Here is a 16,711-nt window from a genome sequence, read left to right on the forward strand (position 1 = left end):
AAATCACTGTTAGAAGTGACTTTTTAAATAATACCAGCATTTTTCTTCAAAGTCAACAGCTTATTTTTTTACAAGATGTTCCTCAAAGACGCTGTTTTCATATAATATCACCATCTAACCCAATAGTCAACATAACTTTTTAAAAAAATCATTCATAAAACACTTTCTTCTATTATATATATAAAAAAGAACCCAGCAATAACAGCCGGGTTCTCAAAAAGTTTATTTCACGATAGAAATAATATCTTCTTCATTCACATCAACATCGCCTGGTTTATTAATCTGTACAGATTCACCTTCAGCTAAATTAGTGAAGATAATTGGCGTTGTTGTTGATGTTGCATTTTCTTTAATGAAGTCCAGGTCTACTTTCAATAGAGGCTGACCTTTTTTAACTTCGTCATTTTCCCCTACTAGAGTTTCGAATCCTTCCCCTTTCAGTTTCACTGTATCGATACCGAAGTGGATTAAGATTTCACGGCCTGAATCTGCCATAATACCAATTGCGTGTTTTGTCGGGAACAAGTTTACAATTTTCCCGTCAACAGGAGATACAACAGTACCTTCAGATGGAATGATTGCAAAGCCATCACCCATCATTTTACCAGCGAACACTGGATCTGGAACTTCTGTAATTGGCACCAACTGACCTTTAATTGGTGATACAAGTGAATCGTCACCGTCAACATCACCTTTAAGAGCATTTGGATTTACCTCTTCAATTTGCTGCTTCACTTCTTTATCCATTGAAGCATTTGCAGCTGGACGCGGTCTTTTACCGCTCATAATATCTCTCATTTGACCTTTAATTGTTTCAGAACGAGGACCGAATATTGCTTGAATGTTATTGCCGACTTCAAGTACCCCAGCAGCACCAAGCTTTTTCAAACGATCTTTATCAACATCTTTAATGTCATTAACTGACACACGAAGTCTTGTGATACATGCATCAAGGTGAGCGATATTTTCTTGTCCACCCATTGCTTCTAGTACTTCATATGGAAGGTCGCTAGTAGTGCCGCCTGCAGTTTCTTCTTCTTCAGTTTCATCTTCACGTCCTGGAGTTTTCAAGTTAAACTTGCGGATTGCGAAACGGAAACCAAAGTAATAAATAACAGCGAACACTAAACCAACCGGAATGATAATCCAAGCATTTGTTTGTGGGTTAATTAATCCAAATAGAATATAGTCAATTAAACCACCAGAGAAAGTCATACCAACCTTAACATCCAACAGTTGCATTGTCATAAATGATAGACCTGCAAATACTGCATGGATACCGAATAGAACTGGTGCTACGAATAAGAATGAGAATTCTAAAGGCTCAGTAATACCTGTTAAGAAAGAAGTTAATGCAGCAGAAGCCATCAAACCACCAACAACTGCTTTTCTTTCTGGACGTGCCTCATGATAAATAGCAAGAGCTGCAGCTGGCAATCCGAACATCATGAACGGGAATTTACCTGTCATGAATGTACCAGCAGTCAAGTTTTGTACACCATCTTTAATTTCAGCCATGAAGATACGTTGGTCACCACGTACTACATCACCAGCAGCAGTAGTGTATTGTCCAAACTCATACCAGAATGGAGAGTAGAAGATATGGTGCAATCCGAATGGAATCAATGAACGTTCAATGATACCAAAAATCAATGCTGAAATAGTCAAGTTTGCATTAACCATGTTTTGAGAGAATGCATTTAGACCAGTTTGGATTGGAGGCCAGATTAATACCATTAACAAACCTAAGATAACAGCACTTCCTGCCGTAATAATCGGCACAAAACGCTTTCCAGCAAAGAACCCTAAATATGATGGCAATTCTATTTCATAGAACTTGTTATAAAGCATAGAAGCAAGTATACCTACGATGATACCGCCGAACACCCCTGTTTGAAGCGTTGGAATACCAAGTACGTTAGCAATATCGATACCGTTAACAGATTCAGCTGTATAGCCTTTAACAGTACCCATTGTTACGTTCATAATTAAGTAACCAATAATTGCAGCAAGACCAGCAACACCCTCACCGCCAGATAAACCTACTGCAACACCAACTGCAAACAACAGCGGCAAGTTGCTGAATACGATATTACCCGCGTTTTCCATTACGGACGCTACCATCGATACTCCACTATTATCTAAGAATGGAGCAAGATCTAGCAATGCTTCATTGTGAAGCGCATTACCTAGCGCAAGCAAAATACCAGCAGCTGGCAATAATGCAACCGGAAGCATAAGTGCTTTTCCGACTTTTTGCAAAACACCGAAAATCTTTTTAAACATTCGTTTTTCCTCCTACTTTATTAAAAAAATTCTTCTAGCCCATAAAGCGTTATCAAAAGGCAAAACAAAAAGGCATGAGTAAAAAGTAACTGAAAAAAGCTGTTCAGGGATATATTGCCCTAAATAACTCCGTTCAATCATCTTTTTCACTCATGCCTGATCGAATCAGTAACACGTTTATAAGATAATAACTATTTAACCTTTTTTTGAAGTCGCTGAAGATGCATTGTTAAATACACAGCTTCCGCATCAAATACAGGTTTCTTTAATGATTGTTGCATCACTTTAATGAGCTTCCATGAGAGATTATAGCACAGCGGATATTCATCTTTCAATAGAGAAGTTATTTTTTCTGGCTCATCCACTTTTTCCCCATTATGAACTCTTTCAATCGTAAAACGAAGATGACGCACTAGTCTCATATAATCAATGCTGTCTTTATCAATTTCGATTTCCAGCTGTTCTTCAATTAAATTGACAAGATGTGTCACTAATTGAGAATGCTGGTTAACCTCAGAAAGATTTCTATTCATCATTGCGCTGTGGATATGAAGAGCGATGAAACCGATTTCACCTACAGGCAAATTAATTTTTGTCTGTTCACTAATTAGCTTTACTACATCCTCAGCAATCTTATATTCAAAAGGATATAGAGCCTTCGTTTCGATCAAAAAGGGATTATTTAGCACAAGCCCATTTGATAATCTCGAAGCTGCAAACATGATGTGATCTGTTAACGCAACATGAATATGCTCATTGAGCATCGCATTTGTTTTGCTTTTAATAAGCTCTATAGAAGAAATAATAACATCTAGCAAATCGTTGTCTACTTGAGGAAGGAGTTTCAGGTAGTTTATCTGTTCTTTTTCATTGCGAAGAACAAAAAGTTTCTCAACTACATCCGCGTCAATAGAGTCACCATTCTTTCTGTTAAACCCTATTCCTTTTCCAATTAGCACAACTTCTCCATATGAAGGATGCTCACCAATAAGCACATTATTATTAAGCGCTTTTTTCACTAGTAAATTTGGCATGATTTTTTCCTCACTTCGACAGACTTCTAGGTAATTTAATGTTATTAAAGTCGAACTTGTAAGTCAACGAAAAAATAACAAAAGGCTGCTAAAAATAGCAGCCTTTAAAATCTTATTCCTTATTGAAGGAAAACAAAGTATAGTGCAAAGATGGCAAAGAAAATATACATGATTGGATTGATTTCTTTTCTGCGGCCGCTTAACAGCATTGTAATCGGGTAGAAAATGAATCCAACAGCAATACCTGTTGCAATACTGTATGTTAAAGGCATTGACACGATTACCAAGAAAGAAGGCACTGCAATTTCAAACTTAGTCCAATCAATTTTCCCTAGAGACGATACCATCAATATTCCGACAACAACTAGCGCCGGTGTAGTAACAGCAGATGTAACTACTTCCAATAGCGGGAAGAAGAACAGGGAAAGCAAGAAAAATCCTGCTGTTACAACTGATGCAAAACCTGAGCGAGCTCCTGCTGCAACACCAGCAGATGATTCAACGAAAGAAGTCGTTGTTGAAGTTCCGAAGATAGAACCTACCATTGAAGCAATAGAATCTGCAAACAATGCTTTACCTGCTCTTGGCAATTTATTGTCTTTCATTAATCCTGCTTGGTTCGCTACAGCAACCAATGTTCCAGCATTATCAAAGAAATCTACGAATAAGAATGTAAGAATAACAACAAGCATGCTTTGTGTATAGAATGCTCCGTCTCCGAAAGCGGAGAACAATTTACCGAAAGTCGGCTCTATACTTGGCACTGCTGATACAACACCTGATGGCGTATTAATAACACCAAAAATCATTCCGACCACAGCTGTAATTATCATTCCGTAGAATACGCCGCCATGAATTTTTTTAACCATTAAAATGATTGTTACGAAAATCCCGAAGATTGCCAGCAGTGTGCTAGGCTTTGACAAATCACCGATATGAACTAATGTTGCAGGATTGTCGACGATGATTTCAGCATTTTGCAAGCCGATGAATGTAATGAATAAACCTATTCCCGCTCCAACTGCAAGCTTTAACTCAACTGGTATTGCATTTATTAATTTTTCACGAAGACCGGTAATCGTCAACAGCAGGAAGAAGAAACTTGAAATAAATACTGCTGCCAAAGCGTATTCCCATGGCTCACCTTGTGTTAAAACAACTGTATATGCAAAAAACGCATTTAAACCCAAACCTGGTGCAAGTGCAATTGGATAATTAGCAAACAATCCCATGATAAGAGATCCAACTGCTGCAGCTAATGCCGTTGCCACAAACACTGCACCGTAATCCATACGAAGCGCATCCGGCAAGTCTGCTACATCGCCTAGTGTTAATGTAAATGGGTTAACCGCCAATATATATGCCATTGCTAGGAACGTTGTAAAACCACCAACAAACTCTTTACGGTAATTCGTTCCCAGTTCCTCAAATTTGAAAAACTTTTTCATTCTTTTTTTCCCCTTTCATGTTCCAATTCAATAAGAACAAAAAAACACTCCATTATCGTAGGAGCGTTGACTAGGGTTTGTGAAATATAGCAGGGATTAGATAATAAAGAATAAAAGTTCTAATACGTATCCCTTTATATACACAACCTCGTAGTCAAGCTATTTACGGTAGCTCGGTAGAAACTTTTGGGCCATATCCCCCATAATTATACGAGTATTTCTTTAGTTGCAAATTTAGTTTATCAGCATGTTTTCTTTTCGTCAATACGAAAAACGAACATTAAGAGGATATTTTTTTGTAAACGTTCGCTTACTTTTTACCTCTTAATGTTCGTGTTTGGATATTTCTATTAGATTAATTTGGAAATTATTATACCAAATTACCTAAGGGACCGTTCCCTTAGGCAACCTTTATTATTCCCACTCAATAGTAGCAGGTGGCTTACTTGTAATATCATAAACGACGCGGTTAACATGATCCACTTCGTTAACAATTCTTGTTGAAATAACTTCAAGCACTTCCCATGGAATACGTGCCCAGTCAGATGTCATACCATCGATAGATGTAACTGCACGGATTCCGATTGTGTAATCGTATGTGCGCGCATCACCCATTACACCAACACTGCGGATGTCAGGCAGAACTGTGAAGTATTGCCAGATATCACGGTCTAAGCCTGCTTTTTTAATTTCTTCACGCAGGATGTAGTCAGACTCACGAACGATTTCCAGCTTATCTTCGCTGATTGCGCCCAATACACGGATACCAAGACCCGGTCCTGGGAATGGTTGTCTCCAAACGATTTCATCAGCTATTCCTAGCTCTGTACCTAATGCTCTTACTTCATCCTTGAACAATGTATTTAATGGCTCGATTAGTTCGAACTGCATATCTTCTGGCAGTCCGCCAACATTATGGTGGGACTTAATCGTTTGTGCAGTTGCTGTACCACTTTCGATAATATCTGTGTAAAGCGTTCCTTGTGCAAGGAAGTCAATTCCTTCAAGCTTGCTTGCTTCATCATCAAATACGTAGATGAACTCGTTACCGATAATTTTACGTTTTTTCTCTGGATCGCTGACACCTTCCAATTTAGACATGAAACGTTCTTTAGCATCCACTTTGATTACGTTCATATGGAAGCCTTCTGTGAAAGTCTTCATAACACTTTCTGCTTCGCCTTTACGCAATAGACCATGGTCAACGAAGATACATGTCAACTGATCGCCGATTGCTTTATGGATAAGAACAGCAACAACAGAGGAGTCTACCCCGCCGCTAAGTGCGCAAAGAACTTTTCTGTCTCCAACTGTTTGACGGATTTTCTCCATTTCGATTTCAATGAAGTTTTCCATTGACCAGTCGCCTTTACATCCACATACACCGAAAACAAAGTTTTTCAACAGTTCATTTCCGTATACGGAATGGCGCACTTCAGGATGGAATTGAACAGCATAAAGACCTTTTTCCTCGTTGCTCATAGAAGCAATTGGGCAAGAAGGATTAATTGCGTCTACTGTAAATCCTTCAGGCTGCTCGACTACAAGATCTCCGTGGCTCATCCACACGATTTGCTCACTTGGCAGATCAGAGAAAAGCTTTGTGCTGTTTTCGATTTTGATTTCAGCTTTTCCATATTCACGGTGCTTCGCTTTTTCAACTTTACCGCCGAAATGCTTTGTCATCAGCTGCATGCCGTAGCAAATACCGAAGATTGGCAGCCCTAAATCAAAGATTCGCTCGTCACAGCCGAATGCATTCTCATCATAAACACTATTAGGTCCGCCAGAGAAGATAATCCCCGCTGGATTTAGCGCTTTGATTTCTTCTGCTGTAATTGTATGTGGGTGAAGCTCACTATAAACGCCAAATTCCCTAATTCTTCTTGTGATTAATTGATTGTACTGACTGCCGAAATCAAGAACGACAATCATTTGTTGGTCTTGAATGCTTGTTTTCCCCATGTTATTCACCTCATTAATCTATTAAAAAGCTCATTGTTACTATTTTTTCACATTTTTGCTTATTCATGCTATAAAACGAAAAGCCATAGCAAAAAACATTGAAAAAGACTATTTTATAGCAGCAAAAAAGGTATTTCTTCATATAAAAAAGACTAGAATTCGGCCTCAAATAAAAACGAAGGCAGAATTCTAGTCTTTTACTATTACAATGGTTTACACACACCATATAAAAATAAGACCCATCTGCCTTCATAGTCGGATCCTTTAAGGTGACCCGGTAGAGACTCTCGAACCATATCATCGAGGATATATGAAGGAAATTTATTAGTTTAGAACATTGTAACAACATGTCGAATTGCTGGTCAAGGTGTTGTTGTTTTGATTAAATTTTCACACAATTCACCAAGTCATTCTATTCATACTTTTGTAGTTTGCTTTCATTTAATAACTTCCTCTATTTGGCAGATCCTTTTATCATTCTAATCTGATAAATGCTATAAAAAAAGGAATCCAACACCCCAATAAAAATGTGTTGAATTCCTTTCAACAGGTCAAGCTGCTGTCTTTCTAATCAGCCTTTCCCACATTTCCTTCCATTCCGTCCAATTATTGTCCTGACTATTCCCTTTATACAAGAGCTCCTCATATTTGGCAGTCAAAACAGCCATTTCATTCGTTTTTAAAACATGGTCAATGTATTTGGCATATTCCCGCAATGTCATGTTGTCTTGTTTGCCCCAACCTGAGAGCTTGAGCATTTTGAGCAAGGTTAAATAGGCTTTTTCAAAGTCATTGCCTTTTTTCCCGCGCTTGTATTTCCATATATAAAATATAGGCAGCCACTTATGTCTCTTCCAGAACAGTATCCAGCTCATGGCTATGATTAGAACAGCTCCGCCAACCAGCCACTGCCATCTTTCAGCAGCAAAGTTTGCAATTGTATTCCACCACTTTCCGAATGATTTCTCTTCAGACTGATCTGATGCTACTGTCTCTTCTTCTGGTACTTGTTGCTCTTCCCGCTGCTGTTGTGCTTCCTGCTCGGTTTGTTCATTTTCTTCTGTGTTTGTGTCCGCTTCGTTTCGAACATCATTCACATACGTATTTTCATTGGAGAATCCTTGTGTCGGTTCAAAGGTTACCCAGCCAGCTCCAGGAAAATATGCTTCTACCCAGGAATGAGCATTGTTATTGGTTACTTCATATTGGCTTCTATTGTTTTCCTGTTTGATGAGTTCACCTTCAGTAAATCCTTTAACCCATCTTGCAGGAATGCCGAGAGATCGCAGCATCACAACCATTGAAGTTGAATAATTATCACAATAACCTATTTTTGTTTCAAAAAGAAACTGATCGACATAATCTTCATCATCTGCTGGTATGGCCACATCGCTTTGGCTGTATACAAAACCATTTCCGGAAAAGTAGTTTTCAATTGCTCTTGCCTTTGCAAAAACATTATCCTCATCCTTCGTGATTTCAGCTGCTAAATCAAGGACTCTCTGCGGCAAATTTTGCGGTAGCTGCGTATATCTTGCTGCTATCTCCGGATTTTCTCTTAAATAGCCGCTCATGTCAGCACTCGTCAATGTACTTAAACTGTATTCAGGCTTTTCATAACTCACACTATAGGAATCTGTTGGAAAATCGAAGGAAATCCGTTCACTTCCTGTTTCTACAATCATCGTCGTATCCATACTTGAAGCTGCTTCTGTCACTCCTAAAGGATATAAGAGATAATCAAAAGGCTGTGCAAAGTTAACCGTACTTTCCTGTGCTTCTGTCTTTACACTGTCGCCTTCCTCAAAAGATACGAACGGGATATCACCAGCTCCTTCTAATCTCTGAAAGTCTTGTCCATTCATTGTGACTGCTTCTTCCGATTGAACCCAGCCCTTACCTGTATACGTATCCTTCGTCTCTACCTTCCAATAATGAGAGGATTCAACTTCAGTCTGAAACATTAATGTATCATCCGGCTCAAAGTCTCCGCCAAGCCTCGAATCATCCACACTGTAGCCTACTCGATGGGGTCCGTTGCCATTACCTTCGCCTTCACCACCATTGTCACCAATTGTCTGGATAAACGGCACAGGATCTGGCCAGATTGGATTTGCTTTCGGCGCTGCATATGCTATTGCCGCACTAGCAAAAACAAAGAAAAGCAATGGAGCCATCCACTTTAATGCTAAGAATCTTCGGTCAGTTATATTTTCCTTATCCTTCATCCGATAGAAGGTCAGCATGCCCATTGCTGTAAAGCCTATGATAGTTGTCCTTATGATGGCTATTGATGCATCATATGGAGTAAATGTATCAAGAACCGTTATATAAACCATCGTTAATAGAAAGAAGGTAAATATTCTTCTGCGTTTAATCAGCCAGTAATCAATCAGATATGACATTAACCAAAGCAAAATAAAGAAAAGCAGACTTTTGAACATATTGGTTAATTCAGGCCAATTCGTATCAAATAAAATCGCAAAATTATCCATTACTTCTGTTGTAAAGGCACCAATCCAGTTGAATGTAAAAAAGGAATTTCCATAGTACAAATATTGTAAAACAAATAGGATATAGCCAATTTTAATAATACCGCTTAAAGTAGGATGAAAACGCAGATAGGCCATAACAAGTGAGAGAAGCAAAAACAGGATAAACACGACAACATTTCCTGTATTAGTTAGTTGCTCCATCGGCCGCAGCCATTCCCATATAAGAAAAAAACCTAGCACATACAGCAAAAAATTAGAAATAGCCGTATGAATTCCTATAGATCTCAACTAGTTGCCACCTCCAAAAATGCATCCTTGAATCTTCCCTTAGACACAGGTATAACCATAATTCCCCTCGAAGAAGCCGCAGCTTTTAAGCTTCTTTCTTCCTGAGTCAAGCTCTCATTTGCCTCCTTCACAAGAAAAACAGCTACCTGATAGCGTTTATTAGCGAGATAGCTAGTCTTTTCAACAAGCTGCTTCGTCAAGTTTGTTGTAGTGATTAACAAGGTGGCTTGTTGCTGCAATAAGGACATTTCATTATCAAGCACATTTGCCAAGGAAAGCGGAGATGCATCCTCACACTTAGCTAGGTGATGGAATAGAAGAATGCGCTGGCCTTCCCCGCCTCTTATCGGAAAGGTTGTCCGCTCCTTTTCGACCGTAAGCAAACCTGCTTGTGCGCCTTTACGAATAATCCCTCTAATTAAAGAAGCAGTAAACGAAACAAGCGTCTCGAATTTTTCGCTTTTTTCACAGTCAAGTACAACTAAAATGTCATGTGACTGTTTCTGTTCGAATTCCTTTGTCATAAAAGAATCCCTTTTAGCACTCGCCTTCCAGTTAATCCACGAAAATCTGTCACCAGTCTGATATTCTCGAATACCGACTGCCATCGTTGTATCACGTTGGACCCGTTCCTTCGATACTGTCGCCCCTTGATCATAATGTGTCATAAACGGTTTGTAGGAAAGCTCCTCATATACTGGATAAACAATAATCTGGTCTGGCAAAGCAAGCTTTAATTCCTTTTCCATTAAGCCAAGCGGATCACCTGTTTTAACAGCTACCTCTGTAAACAGATGCTCTCCTCTTGGTACGGCATCTATATGATAAGAAAGAACAATTCGCCTTTTAAAACCAGGAAAGACTAATACTTTTCCTGAAGCCTGCTCTTTCAAGCTGGTGCTGAACACATCCTCTACCACCAAGTAAAAAAGGGGAAACACGGACGATCTTGTCAGCTCCAACTCCACTGTCATTTTCTCCATCGCAGTGTATTCATGCTTCGTAATTTTCCTTACTGCTTTCCAAGCCTTTAACGGATACATAGCAAGCAAAGCTCCGTATATGGCAAATGGCAAAAAGCTGTAAAACAAAAACCAGCTGACAAACCCACCTTGAAACATTGCATACGCAAAAGCTGCACCTGCCAACAGAAACAAAACAAGTAACTTCCAGATGCGAAGCAATCTTCTAAGTATCCTGTTCATCACGTACCTAGCCTTCTGACAGGAACTTGAACAGCTGCCAGAATCTCGCCCATTATATCCTCTGCAGAGATACCGTCAAACTTAGCCTCTGACTTTAAGATAATTCTATGGGAAAATACAGCCTTGGCAAGATATTGAACATCATCAGGAATAACATAATCTCTGCCTTGAACAAATGCATAACTTTGAACAGCTCTCATCAAGGCAATTGATCCACGGGGACTGACACCTAAATAAACATTGCGATGTGCTCTCGATTCTGTTGCAAGATCGACAATGTACTTCTTAATCGTAGCATCAACATAAACCTTCTTCACTTCTGCCTGCAGCATAAGCAGCTCTTCTAATGAAACAACACTTTCCAATTCTTCAATAGGAGCTGACGTTTGGACTCTTGTCAGTACCTCCATCTCCTCTTCATGTGTTGGATAACCCATTTTCATCTTCAAAAGAAATCTGTCCAGCTGAGCCTCTGGCAAAGGATATGTCCCTTCATATTCAATCGGGTTTTGAGTGGCCATAACAAAAAAGGGCTTATTCAGCTTATGTGTCACACCATCTATGGTGACACTGCTTTCTTCCATTGCCTCTAATAATGCGGATTGGGTTTTAGGGGAAGTTCTGTTAATCTCATCTGCGAGAATTATATTGCCAAGTATTGGTCCAGGAAGAAACTGAAACTCCATTTCCTTTGGATTATAGATAGACACACCAGTTACGTCAGATGGAAGCAAGTCTGGAGTAAATTGAATTCTGCGGAAATTTGCGCCGACCGATTTAGCCAATGAACGAACCATCATTGTCTTTCCTACGCCTGGAACATCTTCGAGGAGCACATGACCTTGTGCCAACAGAGCAATCAAACTTAGCTCTGCCACTTCCCGCTTGCCAATCATTACCTTCTCTATATTTTCAATTATTCTGTTCACTTTGCCATTAGCTTCTTGTGTGATTGTCATGCTTCTCCTCCTATATAAAAGTACCTGTAAAAATTGCCGCGGAAACAAGCCATCCTTCTGCCTTTATCTATTTTTGTTAAGAAAGAAATTCATTCGGATTAAGCCCAAGCTCCTGACAGATTTCTGCAACTGTTTGCTTTTCTCTTTGGTCGAAGTTTCCGTCTGCATAACCGATAGATATACAATACCGTGCCACAAGCCGCGCAACCTCCGGCTTGGAACGAACTTTCCCAATAGCTCTAAAAGCTTCAGCCCGCCCAATTATTTGGTCATATTCCATTCTTCTTACAAAATGATTAAATTGCTGCTGCACTTTGTTTGTATCAAATACTCGCAGTTCTTCACTCTGATGGATAAACTCTATCATCTTCCGTTCTTCGGCAGGGTCCAGCCTGCCATCTGCCATGCTGACAAGGGCACAGGAGGCAACAACAGCATCAAGAACATCCGGACTTTTAAAGCGCATGAACAGCTCCTTTGCTCTCTGCTTTTGCTGTCTTCCCCACTCCGCATAATCTGTACTAGAAGGTGACCAGGTGTTTCTGCAGCTGTTGCATGTAAATTTCAATTGATTTTTGCCAATAAATCCGCCTAATAGGCCGATTGGGCCAAGAATTAAGCCGCCGATAGCTGCTTTCCCCAATCCGAAGCCCTTCTCTCCTGTTCTTACATTTGTGCTGTTACACCTCGGGCAAGCAATATGGTCACCGCCATACCCTGTTTGGCTTTGGCCAAAGCCTTGCTGCTGATTGCCGCCATGAAAAGGTGCTTGTCCATAGGATGGCTGATTGACAGGAGGATATGTTCCAGCACTGCTAGATGGGTATGTATTTGCATAGGTGTTCGAGTTCTCGTAGTATGGCTGGTTTTGCACAGGTGGAGCAAAGCTATGCGGCTGGGCATTAAAGCTATTTTGCGGTGCTGGTTCGTCATCGACCGTTACACCAAAGTTCCTGCATAAAGCACCAAGTCCTCCTTGGAAGCCGCTTCCGATTGCATTGAACTTCCACTCTCCGTTATGGCGATAAAGCTCCGCAGCCACAATTGCTGTTTCCACGGTGTAATCTCTGCCAAGATTAAAGCGAATTAACTCTGTTTGGTTTCCTTCATTAAACACACGAACATATGCATTAGATATATGGCCAAAATTCTGCCCTTTTTCATATGCATTATGTATGGTAATAGAAAAGGCAATTCGCTGAATGGACGGAGGTACCCTGTTTAAGTCAATTCTTATTTGTTCGTCGTCAAGATGCCCTGCTCCTGTCCTGTTATCTCCGCTGTACATAACAGAGCCGCCCGCTCCGCTCGGATTATTGTAAAAAATAAAATCTTGGTCGCTGAGAACCTTGCTGTTGCCCCCAAGTAAAAATGCGGAAGCATCAAGATCATAATCAGCACCTGTATGATTGATATCCCATCCTAACCCTACTATTACAGTGCTCAAACCTGGATAGGTTTTCGTTAAGTCCACCTTCTGTCCTTTGCTAAGCATTACGCCCATTACTATTCCTCCTTAGCAACTAATTCACCCTTGTGTCCAGTGCCATTGTATTATTTTTATTGTACATGAGTTCGTTATTATTTGGAATTTTCTAACCTGCCTATATACGTACAAAAATAACAAAAAGTTCCCTTTTTCCGTATCCATTCGCGAGAAAAGCAACTGATTCCTTCTTTCCAAAAACAAAAGGCTCCAACTTTGTCAGAGCCTTTCTTGTATGGAAGCAGCAATCGGCCGCCTCTTTAAGTATTCTTCCATTTCTACTGCTGTAATTGGTTTACTGAATAAGTAGCCTTGCATCTCTCTGCAATTTAAATCTCGGAGAAGCCTGCATTGCTCCACCGTCTCCACACCTTCTGCCGTTACATGCATGGAAAGCTTATGCGCCATCGATATAATCAACGCAACAATATCCTGTTCCTTCTGCAGATCTCTAATAAAGGATTGATCAATTTTCAATCGGTCAATCGGCATTTTTCTTAGTACACTCAAGGAGGAATATCCTGTGCCAAAATCATCAATAGCAATTGTAAGTCCATTCCTCTTCAGCAATTTCAGTTTGTCTATCGCCTCATCAAGATAATTAGTGAGCACACTTTCGGTAATCTCTAACTGGATATGGCTTGGTTTTACTCCTGCTTCCGAAATTGGCTCAAGAATGTTGTCTACAAAATCAGCCTGCTGAAATAATAAAGGTGATATATTGATGCAAATGGTCAGGCTGATTCCTTGTTCATTCCAGTATTTTAATTGTCTGCAAGCTTTATTAATGACCCAATTGCTTATAGCACCTATTGTCCCCATTTCCTCTGCAACAGGAATAAAGCGACTAGGAGATATTAGACCAGACACAGGATGATTCCAGCGCAGCAATGCTTCCACTCCAATTACCTTATTTAAGAACACATCAATTTTCGGCTGATACACAAGAAAGAAATGATTATCCATATCTTCTGTTGCTTTTCTAAGTTCATGCTGGAGGTGAAGCCGCTCAACCATAAACACCTTCATGCTTTTTGTAAACAACTGTGAATTATTACGCCCCTTTTCTTTCGCAAAATACATCGCAATATCCGCATTCTTTTCGAGAGTTTCTAACTCTTTTCCATGATCGGGAAAAATAGATATACCAATGCTTAATGTAATATAGAACTTCTGATTTTCAATATGAAGCGGCTCGTTAAAAAGGGAAATTAAATCTTTGGCAATCCTTTCCGCTTCCTTAGCAGACTGAAGTCCCGGAAGCATAACAGTAAACTCGTCTCCTCCATATCGAGAAACAAGTCCGCTTTTCGGGATACAACCAACAATTCTATCTGCGAGCTCCTTTAACACCTTGTCCCCCATATCGTGCCCAATGCTGTCATTGATACCTTTAAAATGATCTAAATCTATAAATAAAAGCGCAAGCTTCTCATTTGTTGTTCTTGCTTTATTCATTGCCTCATTCATTGAATTGCTAAGCATGCGGCGGTTGGCTAGGTTTGTTAATGGATCGTAGAATGCCAGTCTCTCCAATTTCCGCTGGTATTTACGCTTCTCCGTATTATCTAGAATAGAACCCATAATGGCAGGTGCATCATTATGTATCACACTTAATTTGTGAGAAAGAACCACTACATCCAACAGCGTGCCATCCTTTTTCTGAAGCTGAAGTTCAGCTCTATTGTTGTAAAGACCGACTTCTTCCCCTTCATGAAGTGGCAAAATCAAGTCTGAAAAATGCATGCAAAGCAGCTCTTTACTGTGATAGCCGCTTAATGCAAGCAAAGTAGAATTGACATACGCAAATCTTCCTTCACGAAGGATATAAATTCCTAACAAAGACTCCTCTACTAATGTTCGAAATTTAAATTCAGCTTCTGAAATTCTTTTATTCGATTGTTCATCCTTCAGTCTTTCCCTTCTTATTAGAAGGAAAAGAATAGTACTTGTAACACAGATGAAAATCCAGCCTTTCAGCATTTCATAGGATGCCAAATTTCGCAAATCGCCAGTGAAATAAGGGAGTAGATAAGATGAAAACATAACCCAGCATGCAGAAATGAGTAAATAGATAAACGGTATCTTTAAATCTGATTTATGCAGATTTTTTAGTCTTTTCATCTTCCCCCTCCTAAGGCGTCTTTTTAACAGGATTATTAGTATTAACCAAGAAGGGAAAAGAAATTTATGAAGGATGCAAAGAGTAGATATTACATCGTTATTTCTTTTATAACAAACCTTTAATGTTCATCGTCATAATGTTTTCATTCGGTAATCAAAGACGGTTTTTGTCACCTATCTGACTTGTTGTGTCACTTTTATTTAATCTTCGCTTCATTCTCTTTATTGTACAATTTATATGTAAAGGAGTTGTGTTACATATGCTTTTTGGATCGATAATTTGTTCAATCCGCAAGTACCATAAATACAGCTATTATTATAGCGGCGAGTGTATAACATGCGGAAAAATCCGTAAGGAATATGAAAAAGATAAGAACGAAAAACAAGTTATGGAAGAAACTCACAAAACAAATAACCAGGAAGAATCCATTAATAAATGATGAGCCTTGAAGGCTCATTTTTTTTGGCAATTTTTAGCACTGTGTTTATCTCTAATTTAGCAGGGGTACTTCATAAGCGTAACTGCAAAACCAAAAGGAGGAGATATATGTGTTTCGTCATCAGAAAGAATTACAATTTGAAGTAAAAGTGGACAAGCCAGATCCAATGCTGGCCCGCCAAATTCAAGAGGTTCTTGGTGGACAATTCGGAGAAATGACTGTTATGATGCAATATCTTTTTCAAGGTTTTAACTGCCGCGGGGAAGAAAAATACAAGGACATGCTGATGGACATTGGTACAGAGGAAATCGGGCATGTAGAAATGTTATGTTCCCTTATAAGCCAACTTCTAGATGGTGCATCACCAGATGATCAGGCAGAAGCAGCTAAAGATCCGACGATTGCTGCCATCATGGGTGGAGTCAATCCGCAGCATCTGCTTGTGAGCGGATTAGGAGGTCTTCCAACTAACTCTAATGGAGTGCCGTGGAATGGTTCTTATATCGTAGCAAGCGGAAACTTACTTGCAGATATGCGCTCTAACCTGCATGCAGAAAGTCAAGGCCGCCTGCAAGTTGCAAGACTGTACCATATGACAAAGGATGAGGGTGTCCGCGCTACATTTAGAAAAATGCTTGCTCGCGACAGATATCACCAATATCAATGGCTTGCAGCAATTGAGGAATTGGAAAGCAAAAACGGTGTCGTTGTACCAGCAAGCTTCCCGCCAGAAGCAGAGAAGGAATCACAGCCTGAAGCTTATGAATTCTGGAACCTCTCTGAAGGATCCGAGTCATCTGACGGCTTATGGGCAACTGGAAGCGCCCCTGATGGCACAGGAGACTTCGTCTATGTGAAAGAGCCTGTCGCAAAAGGGAATGTGCCAATAACTAAAGTACCGTCAGAATCATTGCACCATGATTTAAATACATTAAATACATTGAAATAAAAACAACAAAGAGCTGGCCATATCCGCCAGCT

11 protein-coding genes and 2 riboswitches are annotated in these 16,711 nt (G+C 39.8%); of the genes, 2 read left to right on the forward strand and 9 right to left on the reverse strand.

The features are described 5' to 3' along the window. Positions 1–222: 222 nt before the first annotated feature. The 9 genes from ptsG to ACLIJJ_RS25460 all read right to left on the reverse strand — a co-directional run bounded on the left by ptsG (position 223) and on the right by ACLIJJ_RS25460 (position 15,290). Positions 223–2,286 carry a glucose-specific PTS transporter subunit IIBC gene (gene ptsG, locus ACLIJJ_RS25420; RefSeq protein WP_411411876.1) on the reverse strand — a complete coding sequence of 688 codons (2,064 nt, stop codon included), beginning with the start codon at positions 2,284–2,286 and terminating at the stop codon, positions 223–225. A gap of 191 nt (positions 2,287–2,477) precedes the next feature. Then, positions 2,478–3,320, reverse strand: a complete 843-nt coding sequence (gene glcT / locus ACLIJJ_RS25425) for a glucose PTS transporter transcription antiterminator GlcT (RefSeq protein WP_233318965.1) — start codon at positions 3,318–3,320, stop codon at positions 2,478–2,480. A 119-nt stretch (positions 3,321–3,439) separates the two neighbouring features. Beyond that, on the reverse strand, positions 3,440–4,768 hold the full coding sequence (locus tag ACLIJJ_RS25430; protein WP_233318967.1) for an NCS2 family permease: 1,329 nt from the start codon (positions 4,766–4,768) through the stop codon (positions 3,440–3,442). Positions 4,769–4,899: 131 nt separating this feature from the next. Then, positions 4,900–5,002, reverse strand: a riboswitch (purine riboswitch). 180 nt (positions 5,003–5,182) lie between these two features. Then, on the reverse strand, positions 5,183–6,733 hold the full coding sequence (guaA, locus tag ACLIJJ_RS25435; protein ID WP_233318968.1) for a glutamine-hydrolyzing GMP synthase: 1,551 nt from the start codon (positions 6,731–6,733) through the stop codon (positions 5,183–5,185). Positions 6,734–6,965: 232 nt separating this feature from the next. Continuing rightward, positions 6,966–7,067: riboswitch (purine riboswitch) on the reverse strand. A 217-nt stretch (positions 7,068–7,284) separates the two neighbouring features. Next, complete coding sequence (locus tag ACLIJJ_RS25440; protein WP_411411877.1) at positions 7,285–9,516, reverse strand: transglutaminaseTgpA domain-containing protein; 2,232 nt, start codon at positions 9,514–9,516, stop codon at positions 7,285–7,287. Then, positions 9,513–10,721 carry a DUF58 domain-containing protein gene (locus ACLIJJ_RS25445; RefSeq protein WP_411411885.1) on the reverse strand — a complete coding sequence of 403 codons (1,209 nt, stop codon included), beginning with the start codon at positions 10,719–10,721 and terminating at the stop codon, positions 9,513–9,515. The genes ACLIJJ_RS25440 and ACLIJJ_RS25445 overlap by 4 nt, the downstream gene beginning before the upstream one ends. After that, the gene (locus ACLIJJ_RS25450; RefSeq protein WP_233318972.1) at positions 10,721–11,680 is read right to left on the reverse strand and encodes an AAA family ATPase; all 960 of its coding nucleotides are present in this window, start codon (positions 11,678–11,680) and stop codon (positions 10,721–10,723) included. The genes ACLIJJ_RS25445 and ACLIJJ_RS25450 overlap by 1 nt, the downstream gene beginning before the upstream one ends. A gap of 76 nt (positions 11,681–11,756) precedes the next feature. Continuing rightward, the gene (locus ACLIJJ_RS25455) at positions 11,757–13,184 is read right to left on the reverse strand and encodes a TerD family protein (protein ID WP_233318974.1); all 1,428 of its coding nucleotides are present in this window, start codon (positions 13,182–13,184) and stop codon (positions 11,757–11,759) included. 201 nt (positions 13,185–13,385) lie between these two features. Further along, complete coding sequence (locus ACLIJJ_RS25460) at positions 13,386–15,290, reverse strand: putative bifunctional diguanylate cyclase/phosphodiesterase (protein ID WP_237940609.1); 1,905 nt, start codon at positions 15,288–15,290, stop codon at positions 13,386–13,388. A gap of 260 nt (positions 15,291–15,550) precedes the next feature. Here ACLIJJ_RS25460 and ACLIJJ_RS25465 point away from each other — a divergent pair, with 260 nt between their 5' ends. Together ACLIJJ_RS25465 and ACLIJJ_RS25470 are read left to right on the forward strand one after the other, a co-directional pair. Beyond that, the gene (locus ACLIJJ_RS25465) at positions 15,551–15,730 is read left to right on the forward strand and encodes a hypothetical protein (protein WP_233318978.1); all 180 of its coding nucleotides are present in this window, start codon (positions 15,551–15,553) and stop codon (positions 15,728–15,730) included. 109 nt (positions 15,731–15,839) lie between these two features. Beyond that, positions 15,840–16,679: a manganese catalase gene (locus ACLIJJ_RS25470; protein WP_233318980.1), complete on the forward strand. Its 840-nt coding sequence runs from the start codon at positions 15,840–15,842 to the stop codon at positions 16,677–16,679. Positions 16,680–16,711: the final 32 nt, after the last annotated feature.

It is taken from the genome of Niallia laureatilytica, assembly GCF_046613985.1.
In the GTDB taxonomy this organism is placed as follows: Bacteria; Bacillota; Bacilli; order Bacillales; family Cytobacillaceae; genus Niallia.